This is a genomic window from Streptomyces yokosukanensis (genome assembly GCF_001514035.1).
Classification (GTDB): Bacteria; Actinomycetota; Actinomycetes; order Streptomycetales; family Streptomycetaceae; genus Streptomyces; species Streptomyces yokosukanensis.
On record NZ_KQ948214.1, the window covers coordinates 56,280 to 73,121 of the forward strand.

Sequence of the window (16,842 nt, forward strand, 5' to 3'; positions counted from 1 at the left end):
GGCGTATCGGTACGAAGACGTATCGATGAGTCCCGGCCCCAGGACCGGGGCTCATCCGCACCGCACACGCACCACCACACGCACCACCGTCAGCGAGGGGGCCGGGGGATGAACGCCCGAACCGAGCCTGCAGAGGCAGAAGCGGAGCCGCCGGACGCGATAGCGCGCCCGCCGCTCCTGCGCGAGTTCCTACTCGTCGCGGGGCTCTTCCTCGTCTACAAGCTCGGCCGCCAGCTGGCCACGGGCCACACCGGGAACGCCTTCCACAACGCCCGCCGCGTGTGGGACCTGGAGCGGGCGCTGCATCTCCCCCACGAGAACGCCGTGCAGTCCGCACTGCTGCACGGCGACACCCTGATCCACCTCGCGAACACCTACTACGCCACCGTCCACTTCCCGGCGACGCTCGCCTTCCTGGTCTGGCTGTACCTCAGGCGTCCCGCGCACTACATATGGGCGCGCAGGGTCCTCGCGGTCGTCACCACGGCCGCGCTCGTGCTGCCGTTCACGTTCCCGCTGGCACCGCCGCGGATGCTGGCCGGGACCGGCCTGGAGGACACCGCGAGGATCTACGGCCCGTCGGTGTACGGCCCGCCGTCCAGCGACCACCTGTCCAACCAGTTCGCGGCGATGCCCTCGCTGCACTTCGGCTGGGCGCTGATGGTGGCGATCGGCCTCGTCGTCGCCACCCGGTCCCGGTGGCGCTGGCTGTGGCTGCTGCACCCGCTGATCACCCTGCTGGTGATCGTGGGCACGGCGAACCACTACTGGCTCGACGCGATCGTCGCCACGGCCATGCTCGGCATCACCCTGGCCGTGATCCACCCGCCGCGCCGGACCGCCACCACGGCGGGGCGCGGCACCGGCCGGCTCGCCCCCCGCGAGGGCGTGCTCGCGGGGGCGGGCCGATGAGCGCCGCCGGGGTGACCGCCGTCGCCCTCTCCCTCGTCTCGGCGGTCGCCTACGCCCTGGCCGCCGTCGCCCAGGAACGCCTCGCCTCCCGCACCACCGGCACCGGCCTGCTGCGTCTGCTCGGCACCGGAGCCTGGTGGTCGGCCGTCGGCCTGAACGCGGGCGCCGCCCTGCTGCACGTCGCCGCCCTCAAGTACGGCCCGCTCACCCTCGTCCAGCCGCTGGGCGCGCTCACCCTGGTGGCCGCCGTACCGCTCGGCGCGCGGGCGGCCGGCCGCCGGGTCAGCACGGTGGAGTGGCGCGGCACGGCGCTGACGCTGCTCGGGCTCGCCGCGCTGCTCGTCACCGCCTCCGGTCCGGCACCCGCACGGATGCTGTCGCTGACCGAGGCGCTGGCGGTCGCCGGTACGACGGCGGCCGCGATCGGCATGCTCTCCTGGCCCGGCGCCCGGCCCGGCCTGCGGCACGCGACGGCGTCCGGATTCGCCTCCGGTGTCGCCTCGGCGCTGACCCAGACGGTGACCGTGGCGGCGACCGACCGCACGGGTCCACTGCTGAGCACCGAGGTGGTCGTGGTCGCCGTGCTCGTCGCCGCGTTCGCCGTCGGCGGGCTGCTGCTGTCCCAGACCGCCTACCGAGGCGGCCTCGGCGCCCCGCTGGCCATGGTCACCCTCGCCAACCCGGTGGCCGCCGCGGTGATCGGCCTCACCCTGCTCGGCCAGGGGCTGCAGGGCGGCCCCACCGGCGTCCTGCTCGCCCTCGCCGGGGCGGGCCTGGCCGCCTGGGGAGTGGTCCTGCTCACCCGGGTCGCGCCGCAGGCCGCACCCGAACCGGCGGACGCGGACGAGGACCACCCGGTGGCCGCGGTACTGGCCCTGGAACCGGGTACGGCGACCGCCGAACCGGCACTGGTGCCACGCCAGCCGGGACAGCCGGGGCACCTCACCTCGCACTGAGACACACGACGGCGGCCGGTGCGCTCGCTGTGCGCGCGCACCGGCCGCCGTCGCCGTGCTCGTCGTGCCGTGTACTCCCCCGTCGGGGCCGGCTCAGTTCCAGCCCCGCGAGTCCTGCTTGAGGGCGGTGTCGACGGTCAGGGCCGTCGCCACCACGAGGCTCAGCAGGGGCTCGGGCAGCTGGTAGTGGATCTGCAGGACGTAGTTGTCCGCGGTCGTGAAGAGGGTCTTGGCGAGGCCCTCCCAGGTCTTCGTGATCCGGGCGACCTCGTTGTCCGCGTGGTCGACGATCGCGAAGTTCCAGGCCCGCCAGTTCTCCGCCTTGATCGCGCCGACCTGCTGGCCGTTCGCGTTCATCGCGAAGTTGATCTTGCCGATCATGTTCTGCTGGACGATCTCGCCGACCTGCGAGCCGTCCGGGCGCGTCACGACGACCCGGGACTTGAAGATCTTCGCGGGCCGGGTCAGCAGCAGCTGGGGCTGGCCGTAGGCGTCACGGATCTCCAGCTTGTGGGTCAGGAACTGGTCCCAGTTGGAGACGAAGCGGAAGATCTTCCGCAGCACGCCCTGGCCGACCTCGGTCACCGCGCCGATCTCGCGACCGTGCTGGTCCATGACCTTGTACTCGTTGGTCAGCTCGATCAGCTTGGCCTTCTGGTTCACGACCAGGACGGGCTCGGTGAAGACGGTGCCGCCGCCGGGGCCGCCGGCCGCGACCCCGGCCTGCTGCTGCACCTGGCGCTGCACCTTGGGGTCGGCGGTCGGCTGCTGCGGGGCGCCGTACTGGGGAGCGGCCTGCTGGGGTGCGGCCTGCTGCTGCGGCACCTGACCGCCGGGCGCCTGGCCCGGGTTGGTGTGCTCGGTCCACTGCGCACCGTCCCAGTAGCGGAGCGTCTGCGGCGCTCCGTGCGGATCCGGGTACCAGCCTGCGGGAGTGTTTGATTGCGTGGTCACCGGGGCACACTACCCTGCTGTGACCGGTACCTGACCAGTCCGCACGGAGCGGTGTTCATCGCTCCTTCACTCCCCGGCGATCGCCGGGTCGCTGACGCCCGGGTGCCCGTTCTCGACGTGACCGGCGAAGCCGCGCAGGAAGGCCGGGTCGGCGTCGCAGGTGACCGTCACGTCGTACCAGCGCTTGCTCGCGGTGAGGTCGACGGTGTGCCGGACGGTCGCGCCGGGCCGCACGCTCACGGTGGCCGGGTGGCCGCCGTAGCCGTTCGTCACCTTCAGCTTCATGGTGCCGGAAGCCTTGTTGGTGAAGGTGAGTTCCAGGTGGTCGCCGACGTGCCGGGCGGTCGCCTCCGGGCCGGCCGCCTTGCCCTTGCCCTTGAAGGCGCGCAGGAAGCCGTTGGGGCCGTGCACGGTGAGGTCGTGGGTGCCGCCGGACCAGACCGAGTTCCAGGTGTCGGAGAGGGACTTGCCGGCCTCCGTGGTGTACGTCCAGGGGCCGTCGGTGCGGTTGCCGGAGGTCACCAGGAAGGCGGCGCCCGCGTGCGCCCCCGAGGCGAACGAGAGCGTGAAGGTGCCGGCCGCGGTGTCCGCGGAACCGTCCACCACCGGGGCGTACTTCAGCGGGCGGGTGGGGCGGTGGCCGCGCTCCTGCTTGGGCAGGGAGGGGGTGGCGGGCGGCTTGGGCACATAGTCGGGGTGGCGGCCCCGGTCCGGCGGCTCGTAGGCGGCCGTGGACGGCAGCGCGACCGGCTTGGTGTCCTTGCGGGAGAAGTCGAAGGCGCTGGTCAGATCGCCGGTGACGGCGCGGCGCCAGGGCGAGATGTTCGGCTCGTGCACACCGAAGCGGCGTTCCATGAACCGGATGATCGAGGTGTGGTCGAGGGTCTCGGAGCAGACGAAGCCGCCCTTGCTCCACGGGGAGACGACGAGCATCGGCACCCGCTGGCCGAGGCCGTAGGCGCCGGCGACATGGCCGATGTCGCCCTTGAACAGGTCGAGCGAGGCGTCCACGGTCGACTTGCCCTGGGCGCCGGAGGCCGGCGGGAAGGGCGGGACGACGTGGTCGAAGAAGCCGTCGTTCTCGTCGTAGGTGATGAACAGCGCGGTCTTGCTCCACACCTCGGGGTTGCCGGTGAGCGCGTCCAGGACCTGGGAGACGTACCAGGCGCCGTAGTTGGCGGGCCAGTTGGGGTGCTCGGTGAAGGCCTCGGGGGCGACGACCCAGGAGACCTGGGGCAGCTTGCCGGCCTTGACGTCGGCCTTCAGCTGGTCGAAGAAGCCCTCGCCCTTCTTGGCGTCGGTGCCGGTGCGGGCCTTGTCGTACAGCGGGTCACCGGGCTTGGCGTCGCGGTACTGGTTGAAGTAGAGCAGCGAGTTGTCGCCGTAGTTGCCGCGGTAGGCGTCGTTGATCCAGCCCCAGGAGCCGTTCGCGTCGAGGCCGTCGCCTATGTCCTGGTATATCTTCCAGGAGACCCCGGCCTGCTCCAGGCGCTCGGGGTAGGTCGTCCAGCCGTAGCCCTTCTCGTCGTTGCCGAGGACCGGGCCGCCGCCCTTGCCGTCATTGCCGACGTACCCGGTCCACATGTAGTAGCGGTTCGGGTCGGTCGAGCCCATGAACGAGCAGTGGTAGGCGTCGCAGAGGGTGAAGGTGTCGGCGAGCGCGTAGTGGAACGGGATGTCCTCGCGGGTCAGGTGCGCCATGGTCGTGGTGCCCTTGGCAGGTACCCACTTGTCGTACTTGCCGCCGTTGAAGGCCTGGTGCGTGTCGTTCCAGCCGTGCGGCAGGTCCTGGATGAAGGCGAGACCCAGGTCGTCGGCGTCGGGGTGGAAGGGCAGGATGTCCTTCGTTCCGTCGGACTGATTCCAGACGGACTTGCCGTTCTGCGAGACGGACCGGGGGTCGCCGAAGCCTCGGACGCCGCGGAGCGTGCCGAAGTAGTGGTCGAAGGATCGGTTCTCCTGCATGAGGACGACGATGTGCTCGACGTCCTGGACCGTCCCGGTGCGATGGTGCGCGGGCAGGGCTGCGGCGCGCTGGATGCTGCTGGACAGCGCGGTGAACGCCGTCGTGGCACCAGCGAGTTGGAGGAAGCGGCGCCGGTTGACTTCGGGCATGGGTGTGAGGGTCCTCTCGTCCGTACGTACGTGATGCCGTCGTGCTGTTGTGCGTCGCACTGTCGTGCAAATGACGGAATCTGCGCGGAGCGAGTGTTCCAAGAGCAACAAACGTCAGGGAAGGGCCTGGTGGCATCTGCGTGAAACTCGTCGGTCCGTGCGGTGCGGGGCGGGGCGGGGCGGGCCGCTCAGCGCTGGGCGTCGGCGCGCTTCTTCGCCTCCTCCTCGGCCTGGTCGACTTCCTCGACCGTCTTGATGAGGTGGGCGGGGTTGCCGGTCAGGAGGCGGGTGAGGGCGTAGACCTGAGGGTCCATGGTGATGTAGCGGACCGGGCGCTCGATGACCTTGAGGGCGTTGGCCTCGATGACGACGATCTTGTTGATCCACTGGAAGTCGGGCTTGCACCAGAACCGGTTGTCGAACAGCGAGGGAAGGTCGTGGGTCATGCCGGGGCCGTTCTGCACCACGAGCGTGGAGGCCTGCTTCCCCTTGCCCCGCTTCTTGATGGCGTCCAGGACGTTCTCCCCGGCCTTGGCCTCCTGCACCTGGTACAGCTCCGCGAACTCGGAGCCCCAGACGGTGTCGGCATACTTGACGCCCTTCACCTGGGGCATCTTGGTCTGCGGGTCGGCGGCCAGTTTTCGTACGAAGTCGTCGTAGTCCCGTGGATGCATCTCCGGAACCGACACGACCGGCTTGTTGCTGAGCCGGCTCAGCTCCTCCATCATCGCCTGCTCGTGCGGTCCGACGACGAGGTTGGGCGGGCGCTCAAGCGCGTGCACGCCGGTCAGGCCCGTTCCGAACTTCTTCTCGATGATCCTCATCCACTGGGCCAGACGCGAGGCGTAGTCGATGCGCGAGAGGTAGAAGTTGACAGCCTTCTCCTGGTCCGCCGAAAGCGCCTTGGTGATCCGGATGATCCGCAGGAACTTGTCGAACGACTCCTTGGGGAGGGCCCGCAGACCGATGACCATGTCGGCCGTGAAGCGGTCGAGCCGGGAGGCCGCGGATCCGGGAATGCTGCGCGCGAGGTTGACCCGGAAGTTCCGCAGGACGACGCCGACTCGTGGGGCCTCCTTCACCAGGGCGCCGATGGCGGCCGGGAGTACGAGGCCGAAGGCTGCCAGCACCCGCTCGACCGGGGACAGCTTCCGGCCACCCGCGAACTGGTGGCCGGTACCCGCCTCGTACGCCAGCACCCATTCGCCGACCGCCGGAATCATGGTGAGCACGAAGTCGGTGACGTCGTTGAACAGTTCACCGACCTGGCCGATGGCCGTTTCCGACAGTGGGAGTTCGCCCTCGATGATCCGCAGCGGATCGTACGCCGCGTACAGCCACTGGACCCAGATCAGCGGCCAGGCTCCGTACAGGCTCCGGACCTGCCCCGCGCCCGACGGGGACCCGTCCAGGATCCGCCGGGTCTCCTCGACGAGGTGCTTGGTCGCTGCGGACGCCGAGTTCATGGTGACGCGGACGCCCAGCTCCACCAGGCCCGGCCAGGGAACCGTGTAGTACCGCTCCTGCCACTCCACGAACAGGCGCCTGACCTCGGTCGCGATCTGGTACGCGGCCTCCATGTCCTCGCGCGGGACCGTGGCACGGGACTCCCGCTCCCGCAGCTTGCCCGGGTCCTGCTCCAGTTGTGCCTGCTCCGCCGCGTCGATGCCGCGCGCCAGCAGCACCGCGTGCTTGTAGCAGGTGAGTGCCTCGGCGACCAGTCCCCAGCGAACCTCCGGCTTGGCCTGGACGGCCACGGATCAGACTCCGCCGTCCAGATCGGAGCCGATCTCGATGTCGGTGCCCGACGACGGGGTGTACTCGTTCCACTCGGCGATCAGCGCGCCCTTGGTGCCGGGCTGGAGCACGGCGAACGGGGTCACCGAGCCGTCGTGGGCGCGGTCCAGGCGGCCGACCGTGATGTGGGTGAGGTCGGGGACGGCGGTGATGATCTGGCTTTCCTGGACCACCCTGCCGTCGGCGGGGTCGACCTTGTCGGCGGAGTCGATGACGACCAGGGCGCCGACGAGGAAGTCCCGGCTCGAATCCACCTTGATGGTCACCGGATTGGCGGTCTTGCCCAGGACCTCCCTGGAGGTCGCGTAGACCGCCTCCTCCAGCCGGACCGCGCTGCGGCCGGGGTTCGCCGGCGGGATGCCCGGATAGTTGCGGTCGTCGTAGGCGGCGATCTCCCGCGCGATCGTGAGGTACTGGGAATCCGGCGTCGTCGGCGGCGACTTGAAGCCGCCCTCGGCGAACGTCACCCAGTCCTGCTCCCAGCCCTTGCGGACCGTCAGGACCACGCGTGCGCTGCCGGAGCGCAGGAAGGCCTGCCGGTCCGCGTCGGGATGCCGGAGCCGGCGGATGAAGTTCCAGCTCTGCGGCACGTCCCAGAAGTACGAGTAGAGGAACGTGACGACGTTCTCCCACTCGATGGCCTGGTTGACGAACCGGACGACGCCCTCGTGCTCCCGCACGGTGGCCCACGCCGTGGCGTCCAGGCCGAGGCCGTTGTCGTCGAATCCGATGCCGTGCTCCAGGTCGACCCGGGCCTTGACGAAGGCGTCGACGACATCCGGCGGCATGAAGGCGAAGTCCGGCCCGAGGAGGAAGCGCAGCACCCCCTTCATGATCTCCTCGCTCTCCTCGCGGCGGAGGGTGAGCGTGTCGACCTGCTCGATCTGCTCCTCCAGCGCCGCGGCCTTCGTGGCGATGTCCTGCTGGCGCTCGTAGTACTGGCTCTGCGCCGCATCCCGCAGCAGGTTCCAGACGTCCGACTGCCACTTGTCCCGGACGCGGTCGCTGTGCGCCGGCTGGGTCGGGTCCGGATCGGGCTGGGTGGGGATCGGCTCGATCTCGGAGGCGACCCTGATCGTCGTGTTCCGGTTGTTGATCATCTCGAAGGAGATGTAGACCTTGCCGGTCGCGTGCAGCATGAACGCGCCGTAGGCGGTGGAGGTCAGCTCCATCGGACCGTACTCGCCCTGGTCCTGCTCCTTGATGTAGAGCGGGGTGCCCAGCACCTTGAAGCTGAACTTGTTGTCGCTGCCCGTCTTGCTCGTGGTGGCGAACCACAGGTTCAGCGTCTTGATGCGGTAGCCGTCGGGGACCTCCAGCGGGTCCGGGGTGAAGATGTGCCAGCCCTCCTCCTGCTGGGGGGCGCCCACGCTGAACTGCGGGGCCGACGGCGGAATCGGCGGGTCGGGGACCACGGCCCCGTACCGCTCCGCCAGTACGCGGTAGTGCGGCTGGGTCTCGCCCGGCAGGATCGCGTCGGTGATCTCCGAGTGCGGCAGACCGAACTGGAACGGGCCGAGCTGCCCCTTGAGGTCGGCGAGTTCCTTGTGCATCCGGCGCAGGCCGGCCCCGGGCTCCGGGATCACCAGGTCGTAGGTGAGCCGCAGCCCGTGCCGGTACAGCCGGACCCGCCACTTGCGCATCAGGCTGAAGTAGTCGACCCGCATCGCCGAGACCTGGCTGGGGTTCTTCAGCACCCGGGTCGAGGTCTCCTCGCTGCCGGTGACCGTGGTCGTGGAGATGGTGGTCTTGTGTTCCTGCCTGGCGCGCGCGGAGGCCTTCTTGGTCAGCTGCGTGGCGTGCTTGGTGCTGTCCGTCGCGGACTGCGACGTGGAGTCCTGCGAGGAGAAGCCCGACTGCGCCGAGCCGTTGATCACCGGAATGCCGCCGGTGACCGTCGCGGTGACGTTGAACTGGTTGGAGTGCTGGGCCTGCGACGACGTCGACTGGGACAGCTCGGTGTTGTCCGTCACCCCGGTCTCGCTGACCGTCTCCAGGGAGTCGGTCACGATCGAGGTGAACTCCTTGCTGCGGACCGACCATTCCTTGTGGCTGACCGCCGTCTCCTCCAGCGGGGCCAGGGGAATCGTGGCGATCAGCTCGCCCCGCTCCAGCCCGGCCGGCGCCATCTCCAGGCGCTCCAGGTTCAGCATGCCGAGCGGTGTCGCCCGCGTGTTGGCCTCCAGGCCCCGGACCGCCACCAGGGCGTCCCGCACGTCCTGCTGCGCCAGTCCCAGCGGGCCGCCGAAGGCCGCCTCGGCACCGGAGCCGGCGCGTTCGGCGGCCAGCTGTTCGGCCCGCCGCCTGCGCAGCTCGACCAGCGCGTCCCCGAACGCCTTCAGCGCCGGGACCGCGACGTCGACGAAGACGCCGGGCGGCGGCAGGAGTGCCGGCTGGTCCTGCTGCTCGTACCGCGCGAGCAGCTCGATCAGTTCGTCGGAGACCTCCCCGGAGACGTCCGCGGGGTCTTCGTCGGCGGCCCCTCCGGCAGTTCCGCCGGGGGCGCCGGCGGTCTGGCGGAGGTGGTCGCGGACGGCGTGGGCCTCGTCCGGACGGAGTCGGAGCTGACGGACGTAGGCCGACTTGACCAGCGCCTGCCCGGTCGGCGGCACCGGAAGCCGCAGTTGTACCAGAGTCGCCTTGGCGATCTCCCGGGAGGATCCCGTCAGCACCGTCGGCACAGCCGCGGCGGATGCGTTCAACTCACTCAACTCGGCCTCCACGCAACCCTGGTAGCGATCCACCGCTCACTGAGCGTGACGCACCATGGAGACAAACTCGACAGGATCGCCCGAAGTTTCACAGAAACCCCCCATTACGGCGAGCGGCGCGAAATATGTACAGAGCATTCCAGCCGTCGCCTTTCGGCACTGTGGCCCCGGCCCGGCCGTACCGTGCCGGGCCGGGGCCCGACCGGCGGCGGTTCAGGACGTCAGATACGCCTCGACCTCACTGAACTGCCCCGCCGGCCAGCCCGTGTTGGCGCTGACGGTGAGGCGGAGGTAGCGCAGGCCGGTGGTGCCCGGCAGGGAGACGGTGGCCGTGTTTCCGCCCGCGGGGTCGAAGCGGTAGTCCTGGGCGCCGACGACGGTGGAGTAGTTCGAGCCGTCGGTGCTGCCGAGCACGGTGACGGTCTGCGTGCGGGCGCCCCAGGCCGAGGACGGGGGCAGCTTCAGCACCAGGCGGCGCACGGCGTAGGACGCGCCGAGGTCGACCGTCCAGGACTGCGGGAAGGCGTTGTTGGTCGACTCCCAGTAGGAGCCCGCGTCCCCGTCGACCGCCTTGCCGGGCGTGTAGACGTCCTGGGAGCCGGTCGCACTGGCCGGCCGCCCCTTGGCCAGGTTGCGGTTCGGGTCGGGGTCGGGGTTGCCCTGGCCGGGCTGGGGCCAGCTGGAGCAGTCCGACCAGGTGCTGTTCCAGCCGGAGTTGCCGCCGCCGTCGGTGAGGGTGAAGGAGCCGGAGTTCGCCGGGTAGGGGCAGTTGTAGACACCGGCGGCACCGGTCTGGGTGGCGGTGACGTTCTTGAAGATGGCCGCGCCCTGCGCCTCGGCCTGGACGACGACCGTACCGGTGTTCTGCACGGTCGCGCCGGTCACGTTGACGTTCTTCACCGCGTACCCCTGCCCGCCGCCCGAGACGAACTCGAAGGCGCTGTACGGGCTGTCGGTGATCGTGGTGCCGGTGATGTTCACGGTCGCGTTGATCGCGCTGTCGTAGGAGTCGACCCGCAGCGCGCCCATCGGATGGTTCCAGTTGGGGTTGAGCGCGCCGGTGCGCACCAGGGTGTTGCCGTCGACCGTGATGGTGCCGGAGAGCGGGGAGAAGGGGTCGAGGAACTTCTGGTTGGAGATCGCGACACCGCTGCCGAGGGCGTTGGTGTCGGAGATCAGGTTGTTCTTCACGGAGATGTCCGTGCCGCCGTAGATCGCGATGCCGTTGGCGAGGTTGGGCTGCGAGACGGTGTTGTTCTCGAAGCTGGAGTTCGCGTCCGGGGAGTACAGCGACCACATGGCGAGGGAGTCGTCGCCCTGGTTGCGCAGGAAGTTGTTGCGGACGACGACGCCCTTGGCGCTGCCGTTGAGATTGATGCCGTCGGCGGTGGTGTCGAGGATGCGGTTGTTCTCCACGACCAGGTTGTCATCGTTGCCCATGAGCCACATGCCGCACTTCATGTGCTGGATCCACATGCCGGAGACGGACGAGCCCGGGCCGAGCGAGCCGTTGACGAAGTTGTCAGGGTTGGAGTCGACGCGCTCGGTGACCTCGCCGATGACCGCGAAGTCCTTGATGTGGACGTTCCCGGAAGAGCTGGACTGGTCGATGAAGCGTAAGGTGTGTACGACCGAGTACCAGCTGCCGGCGCCCTGGAGGGTGACGTTCTGCACGCCGCCCAGCGAGGACGTGACGCGGTAGTCGCCGGGCGGGATCCAGACCGTGCCGCCCTGGGCCGCGGCGATGGCGTCCCGGAAGGCCTGGGTGGAGTCGCCGCCGCCGGTGGGGTCGGCGCCCTTGGACACGACGGACACCGACCCGGCGGGCTGGGTGGCGGCATCCGCCACCTGCTCGAAGTCGGCGACGTCGACCGTGACCTGGGTACCGGTCGACTCGAAGGCGACCTTGTCGCCGGGCTGGACGTTCCGGCCCAGCAGCGTGCGGGCGTTGTCGAAGAAGTGGTGCTGCTTGGCGCCGGGGATCCAGCCGGTGTCGATGTAGGAGTACTTGGAGGTCACGGTCAGGGTCTGCGCGAGCTTGACCCCGTTCACGTACACGTCCAGCGTGCCGGACTGGCCGTCCGGGACGCTGTAGGCGAGGTTCACGGCGTTGGCGGCCCGGGGCGCCGTGAACTCGACGCGCTGTCCGGAGGCGAGGCGCACGGCCTGCCGCCCGGAGGCCTCGGAGGCGAGCGAGCCCTGGGTGTAGTCAGGGCCGATCTTGGTGCCGGTGGTGGTCGCCGACTCCGCCTCCACCGAGGTGAAGGGGAGGCTGGCCCCGGCGGCCGCGTGGGCGGCGGGCGCGACGGCGACGAGCATGCCGGCGGCGAGGGCCACAGCGGCCGCCATGACTGGCATGCTCCTGACACTTCTGGCGGTGGTGCTCTGCATGTGCTGATCCCTTCGGGGTGGGGGTGCGGGGATAGCGCGGTGCGTCGGCGGCTCAGCTCCGCAGCCAGGCCGCCGTGTCCTGCGGCAGCCGGCCCTTGTCGTCCAAGAGGCCGCTGGCGAGCAGGAGTCGGGAGCGCTCGGGAAGCCGGAGGGGGGCGGACCCGAGGTTGACCACGCAGGTCATGCCCTCGGCACGGGCGAAGGCGAGGACGCCTTCGGGGGTGGGCAGCCAGGTCAGCGGGCCGCAGCCGAAGAGGGGGCGAGCGGCGATGGCCTCGCGGTAGAGGGTGAGCATGGAGTCCGGGTCGTCCTGCTGACGGTCGACCGCGTACGAGGTCCAGTCGGCCGGCTGCGGCAGCCAGGGCTCCTGCTGCGAACCGAATCCGGCGTGCGGCAGCCCTGCGGCCCAGGGCAGCGGCACCCGGCAGCCGTCCCGGCCGGGGTCGGCTCCGCGCGAGCGGAAGTACATCGGATCCTGGATGCGGTCGACCGGTATCTCGGCCTCGGGCAGCCCCAGTTCCTCGCCCTGGTAGAGGTAGACCGCGCCAGGCAGGGCCAGTGACAGCAGGGCGGCGGCGCGGGCCCGCCGGGTGCCGAGCGCGAGGTCCGTCGGCGTGCCGAAGGCCTTGGCCGCGAAGTCGAAACCGGTGTCCTCGCGGCCGTAGCGGGTGACCGTGCGGGTGACGTCGTGGTTGCACAGCACCCAGGTGGCCGGGGCGCCGACGGGGGCGTGCTCGGCGAGCGTGGTGTCGATGGAGGCGCGCAGCCGGTCGGCGTCCCAGGGGCAGGACAGGAACGAGAAGTTGAAGGCGGTGTGGAGTTCGTCGGGGCGCAGATAGCGGGCGAAGCGCTCGGCGTCGGGGAGCCAGACCTCGCCGACGAAGACGCCGTCGTAGGCGTCGGCGACCGTGCGCCAGGAGCGGTAGACGTCGTGGAGTTCGTCGCGGTCGACGAACGGGTGCGGCTCGGGGTGCGCGGCGAGGTCGGGCAGGGCCGGGTCCTTGGCGAGCAGGGCCGCGGAGTCGATCCGTACGCCGGCCACGCCCCGCTCGAACCAGAAGCGCAGAATGTCCTCGTGCTCCTGGCGGACCGCCGGGTGGGTCCAGTCGAGGTCCGGCTGCTCGGGGGTGAACAGGTGCAGGTACCAGTCGCCGTCGGCGAGACGTGTCCACACCGGTTCGGTGGAGCCGACGAACTGAGAGGGCCAGTCGTTGGGCGGGAGTTCGCCGTCGGGTCCGCGGCCGGGCCGGAAGTGGAACAGCTCGCGCTCCGGGCTGCCCGGCCCGGCGGCGAGCGCGGCCCGGAACCAGGGGTGCTGGTCGGAGACGTGGTTGGGCACGATGTCGACAATGGTGCGGATGCCCAGTTCCCGCGCCTCGGCGATCAGTTTCTCCGCCTCGGCGAGGGTGCCGAAGGCCGGATCGATGGCACGGTAGTCGGCGACGTCGTAACCGCCGTCCTTCATCGGCGACTGGTACCAGGGGCTGAACCACAGGGCGTCCACGCCGAGTTCGGCGAGATACGACAGGCGCCCGCGGACGCCCGCGAGGTCGCCGGTGCCGTCGCCGTCGCCGTCCGCGAAGCTGCGGACGTAGACCTGGTAGATGACGGCGGAGCGCCACCAGTCGCGGTCCTTCGGGGCAGGGGTGGGCTGTCCCACGGAGCTTCCCTTTCTGTGAGGCGGTGCGCCGGCGTCAGCCCTTGGTGCTGCCCGCGCCGATCCCGGCGATGATGTGCCGCTGGAAGACGAGGAACAGCGCCACCATCGGGATGCTGGCGATCACCATCGCGGCGATGAGCACGGTGAGCTGGATGTTCTGCGACAGCTGGACCAGGGCCACGCTGATCGGCTGCTTGTCGGTGTCCGAGAAGACCATCAGCGGCCACAGGAAGTCCTGCCAGACGGCGACCAGCGCGAAGATCGACACCACGCCGAGGACCGGCCGGGACATGGGCAGTACGACCGACCACAGGATGCGCAGCTTGCCGGCGCCGTCGATCTCGGCGGCCTCCAGGACGTCGCGGGGCAGCTGGTCGAAGAACCGTTTGAGCAGGTAGAGGTTGAAGGCGTTGGCGACGGCCGGCAGCCAGATGCCGAGGGGGTCGTTGAGCAGGCTGGTGTGGATCAGCGGAAGATCGGCGGCGGTCAGGTACTTCGGTACGACGAGCGCCTGCGCCGGGACCATCAGGGTGGCCAGGATGCCGCCGAGGATCACCTTGCCGAAGGCCGGTCGCAGCTTGGAGAGGGCGTAGGCGGCGGCCGTGCAGAACACCAGCTGGAACGCCCAGGCACCGGCGGCCTGCACCACCGTGTTCCACAGGTGCTGCGGAAGCTGCATCAGGTCCCACGCGTCGGTGTAGCCGCCGAGGTGCCAGTGGTGCGGGACGAGTGTCGGCGGGGTCCGGGCCACCTCGTCCGGGGACTTCATCGCGCCGGTCACCATCCAGTAGACCGGGAAGAGGAAGGCGAGCGCGAAGAGGACGACGACGGCCGTGAACACCGTCCAGTAGATCGCCTTGCCGCGCGGGCGGGCGAGGGTGGCCGGGGAGATCAGGGTGCGGGTGCTCATGCGGTGTCCCCCTCGGTGTGGGTGAGCCGCAGATAGACGGCGGAGAACACGCCGAGCAGGACCAGCAGCATGACGCTGAGGGCGCAGGCGCCGCCGAAGTCGTTGTAGAGGAAGGCGTACTTGTAGATGAGGTAGAGAACCGTCACCGTGGCGTTCTCCGGTCCGCCCCCGGTGATGACGAACGGCTCGGTGAACACCTGCATGGTGGCGATGATCTGCAGGAGCATCAGCATCAGGATCACGAACCGCGTCTGCGGGACCGTGACGTGCCGGATGCGCTGGAGCAGGTTCGCGCCGTCCAGTTCGGCGGCCTCGTACAGCTCGCCCGGGATGGACTGCAGGGCGGCGAGGTAGATGAGGACGGTGCCGCCCATGTTGGCCCAGGTGGCCACGATCACCAGCGAGATCAGCGCGGTGTCGGTGCCGTTCGACCAGTTCGAGGTGGGCAGGTGCAGGAAGCGCAGTGCCTCGTTGGCGAGGCCGGCCCCGGGGTCGTAGAACCATTTCCACAGCAGGGCGCTGACCACCGGCGGGATCATCACCGGCAGATAGACGACCACGCGGAAGAACGCCTTGGCGTGGCGCAGTTCGTTGAGGACGAGGGCGAGGAGGAAGGGGATCGCGAAGCCGACGAGCAGGGCCAGCAGGGTGAAGGTGAGGGTGTTGCGCCAGGCGGCGCCGAACTCGGGGTCGTGGAGGACGCGGGTGAAGTTGGCGGTGCCGACCCACTCGGGCGGGGAGCCTGGCGTGTACTTCTGGAAGGCGATGACGACCGCGCGGATCGCCGGGTACCAGGAGAACAGGGCGAAGCAGACGAGGCCGCCGAGGAGGAAGGCGTAGGCGCGGGCCTGGTCGACGAGGCGGCGCCGCCTCCGGCCCCCTACCGGGGGCGGCGCCGGGACCCGGTGGACGGCGGCCTTCGTCAGCGGCCGCCGCTCGGCCGTCTTCGTCATCGTGGTCAGCTCCGGGCCAGGATGCTGTCGACCTTTGCGGAGGCGTCCGCGAGGAGCCGGCCGATGTCGGCGTCCTTCTGGGTGAGGACGGCGGAGACGACCGCGTCGAGGACGGAGTAGATCTGCTGGGCGTCCGGCGGTTCGATCTTCATCGTCAGCTGCTGGTTGCCGTCGAGGAAGGCCTGGTAGTTGTCCACCGGGACATTGGCGTTGGCCTTCTTGACCTGTTGGTCCTTGGCGTCGGCGGCGCCGGTGAACAGGCGCGGCTCGGGCAGTCCGACCGGGGCGTCGTTCTTCTTGGCGCGGGCGTAGTCGCCGAGGAATCCGCTGCCGGGCGTGAGGAACATGTGGTCCAGCCATTTCAGTCCGGCCCGGATCTGGGCGGGGCTGTCGTGCTTGTTGAACATGTAGCCGTCGCCGCCGATGAGCGTCGCTCTGCCGCCGGGCATGGGGCCGATGGCGATGTCGTCGTAGTTCGCGCCCTTCTCCTTGACCAGGATCGGGATGTTGTCGGGGGCGGCGAGGTACATGCCGAGCTTGCCCGAACCCATCATCTGCTGCGCGTCGTTGATGACGAGGAGCTGCTTGCTGCCCATCGAGTCGTCGCTCCAGCGCATGTCGTGCAGGTTCTGCAGGACGGCGCGGCCCTCGGGGGTGTCGATGGTGGCCTTCTTGCCGTCCGGGCCGACGACGTCACCGCCTTGCGAGTACAGCTCGGCGGTGAAGTGCCAGCCGCCCTGGTTCTGGGCGCTGTAGTCGGCGTAGCCGACGGTGCCGCTGCCGAGGGCGGCGATCTTCTTGGCGTCGGCGCGGACCTCGTCCCAGGTGGTGGGGGGTTTGTCGGGGTCGAGGCCGGCCTTCTGGAAGAGCTTGCGGTTGTAGATCAGCCCCATGCTGTATCCGGTGCGCGGTATGCCGTAGACCTTTCCGTCGACGGTGTAGATGTCCCGCAGCTGCTTCTGGAGGGTGTCGTACGACTTCAGCTCCTTCAGGTACGGCGTGAGATCGGCCGCCTGGCCGATGTCCACGACGTGCTTGGCGTCGGTGAAGTACGTGTAGAAGACGTCTTCCATCTGACCGCCGGCGAGCTTGGCGTCGAAGGTCTTCGGATCCTGGCAGGGGAAGGCGTCGTGCGCGACGACGTCGATGTCCGGGTTCTGCTTCTCGAAGGAGGCGATGTCCTCCTCGAAGAACTTTCGGTCGACCTTGGCGCTCTTGGGCGGCTCGCAGTTGACGGTGACGCGTGTCTTGCCGCTCGCCGAGTCGTCGCCGCCGGAGCCGCACGCGGTGGCGGCGAGGGCGAGCGAGGAACAGACGCCGATCGCGACGAAGGTACGGCGGAACCCGGTGCTTGTCATCGGTGGACCCCCTGATGGCACTCATGGCAGGAGCGGTGGGCGCCGCACACTCAAGCACCGCCGACATCATGACGCAAGATGTCGCGCAGAATCTGCAATTGTTGTACAGGCTGTTGGATCTTCTC

General features: G+C 69.7%; 11 protein-coding genes. 2 read left to right on the forward strand and 9 right to left on the reverse strand.

Going from position 1 to position 16,842, the window contains the following annotated elements:
• Positions 1-108 precede the first annotated feature (108 nt).
• Both AQI95_RS22490 and AQI95_RS22495 read left to right on the forward strand, forming a co-directional pair.
• Positions 109-912, forward strand: a complete 804-nt coding sequence (locus AQI95_RS22490; RefSeq protein WP_067126519.1) for a phosphatase PAP2 family protein — start codon at positions 109-111, stop codon at positions 910-912.
• A complete protein-coding gene (locus tag AQI95_RS22495; protein ID WP_067126522.1) occupies positions 909-1,868 on the forward strand; it encodes a DMT family protein in 960 nt (319 codons plus the stop codon). Before AQI95_RS22490 ends, AQI95_RS22495 begins: the two co-directional genes overlap by 4 nt.
• A gap of 93 nt (positions 1,869-1,961) precedes the next feature.
• Here AQI95_RS22495 and AQI95_RS22500 read toward each other — a convergent pair whose 3' ends face one another.
• The 9 genes from AQI95_RS22500 to AQI95_RS22540 all read right to left on the reverse strand — a co-directional run bounded on the left by AQI95_RS22500 (position 1,962) and on the right by AQI95_RS22540 (position 16,717).
• Positions 1,962-2,822: an LURP-one-related family protein gene (locus AQI95_RS22500; RefSeq protein WP_067126525.1), complete on the reverse strand. Its 861-nt coding sequence runs from the start codon at positions 2,820-2,822 to the stop codon at positions 1,962-1,964.
• Between the two features lie 66 nt (positions 2,823-2,888).
• The gene (locus AQI95_RS22505) at positions 2,889-4,937 is read right to left on the reverse strand and encodes a phosphocholine-specific phospholipase C (protein WP_067126528.1); all 2,049 of its coding nucleotides are present in this window, start codon (positions 4,935-4,937) and stop codon (positions 2,889-2,891) included.
• Between the two features lie 188 nt (positions 4,938-5,125).
• Complete coding sequence (locus AQI95_RS22510; RefSeq protein ID WP_067126531.1) at positions 5,126-6,694, reverse strand: pre-toxin TG domain-containing protein; 1,569 nt, start codon at positions 6,692-6,694, stop codon at positions 5,126-5,128.
• Positions 6,695-6,697: 3 nt separating this feature from the next.
• Entirely contained in the window at positions 6,698-9,445 is a 2,748-nt protein-coding gene (locus tag AQI95_RS22515) for a hypothetical protein (RefSeq protein ID WP_208614240.1), read from the reverse strand.
• Positions 9,446-9,658: 213 nt separating this feature from the next.
• Entirely contained in the window at positions 9,659-11,836 is a 2,178-nt protein-coding gene (locus tag AQI95_RS22520; RefSeq protein WP_067126534.1) for a discoidin domain-containing protein, read from the reverse strand.
• Positions 11,837-11,888: 52 nt separating this feature from the next.
• Positions 11,889-13,496 carry a glycoside hydrolase family 13 protein gene (locus tag AQI95_RS22525; protein ID WP_067126538.1) on the reverse strand — a complete coding sequence of 536 codons (1,608 nt, stop codon included), beginning with the start codon at positions 13,494-13,496 and terminating at the stop codon, positions 11,889-11,891.
• Positions 13,497-13,530: 34 nt separating this feature from the next.
• On the reverse strand, positions 13,531-14,406 hold the full coding sequence (locus AQI95_RS22530; RefSeq protein WP_067126541.1) for a carbohydrate ABC transporter permease: 876 nt from the start codon (positions 14,404-14,406) through the stop codon (positions 13,531-13,533).
• A complete protein-coding gene (locus AQI95_RS22535; RefSeq protein WP_067126544.1) occupies positions 14,403-15,359 on the reverse strand; it encodes a carbohydrate ABC transporter permease in 957 nt (318 codons plus the stop codon). Before AQI95_RS22535 ends, AQI95_RS22530 begins: the two co-directional genes overlap by 4 nt.
• Positions 15,360-15,364: 5 nt before the next feature.
• Positions 15,365-16,717, reverse strand: a complete 1,353-nt coding sequence (locus AQI95_RS22540; RefSeq protein WP_067126547.1) for an ABC transporter substrate-binding protein — start codon at positions 16,715-16,717, stop codon at positions 15,365-15,367.
• Between the last annotated feature and the right edge of the window lie 125 nt (positions 16,718-16,842).

Bases quoted from the DNA above. Each gene is read 5' to 3' on its own strand.
- AQI95_RS22530 (WP_067126541.1), bottom strand. From the start codon at position 14,406: ATGAGCACCCGCACCCTGATCTCCCCGGCCACCCTCGCCCGCCCGCGC.
- AQI95_RS22540 (WP_067126547.1), bottom strand. From the start codon at position 16,717: ATGACAAGCACCGGGTTCCGCCGTACCTTCGTCGCGATCGGCGTCTGT.
- AQI95_RS22490 (WP_067126519.1), top strand. From the start codon at position 109: ATGAACGCCCGAACCGAGCCTGCAGAGGCAGAAGCGGAGCCGCCGGAC.
- AQI95_RS22495 (WP_067126522.1), top strand. From the start codon at position 909: ATGAGCGCCGCCGGGGTGACCGCCGTCGCCCTCTCCCTCGTCTCGGCG.
- AQI95_RS22520 (WP_067126534.1), bottom strand. From the start codon at position 11,836: ATGCAGAGCACCACCGCCAGAAGTGTCAGGAGCATGCCAGTCATGGCG.
- AQI95_RS22535 (WP_067126544.1), bottom strand. From the start codon at position 15,359: ATGACGAAGACGGCCGAGCGGCGGCCGCTGACGAAGGCCGCCGTCCAC.
- AQI95_RS22505 (WP_067126528.1), bottom strand. From the start codon at position 4,937: ATGCCCGAAGTCAACCGGCGCCGCTTCCTCCAACTCGCTGGTGCCACG.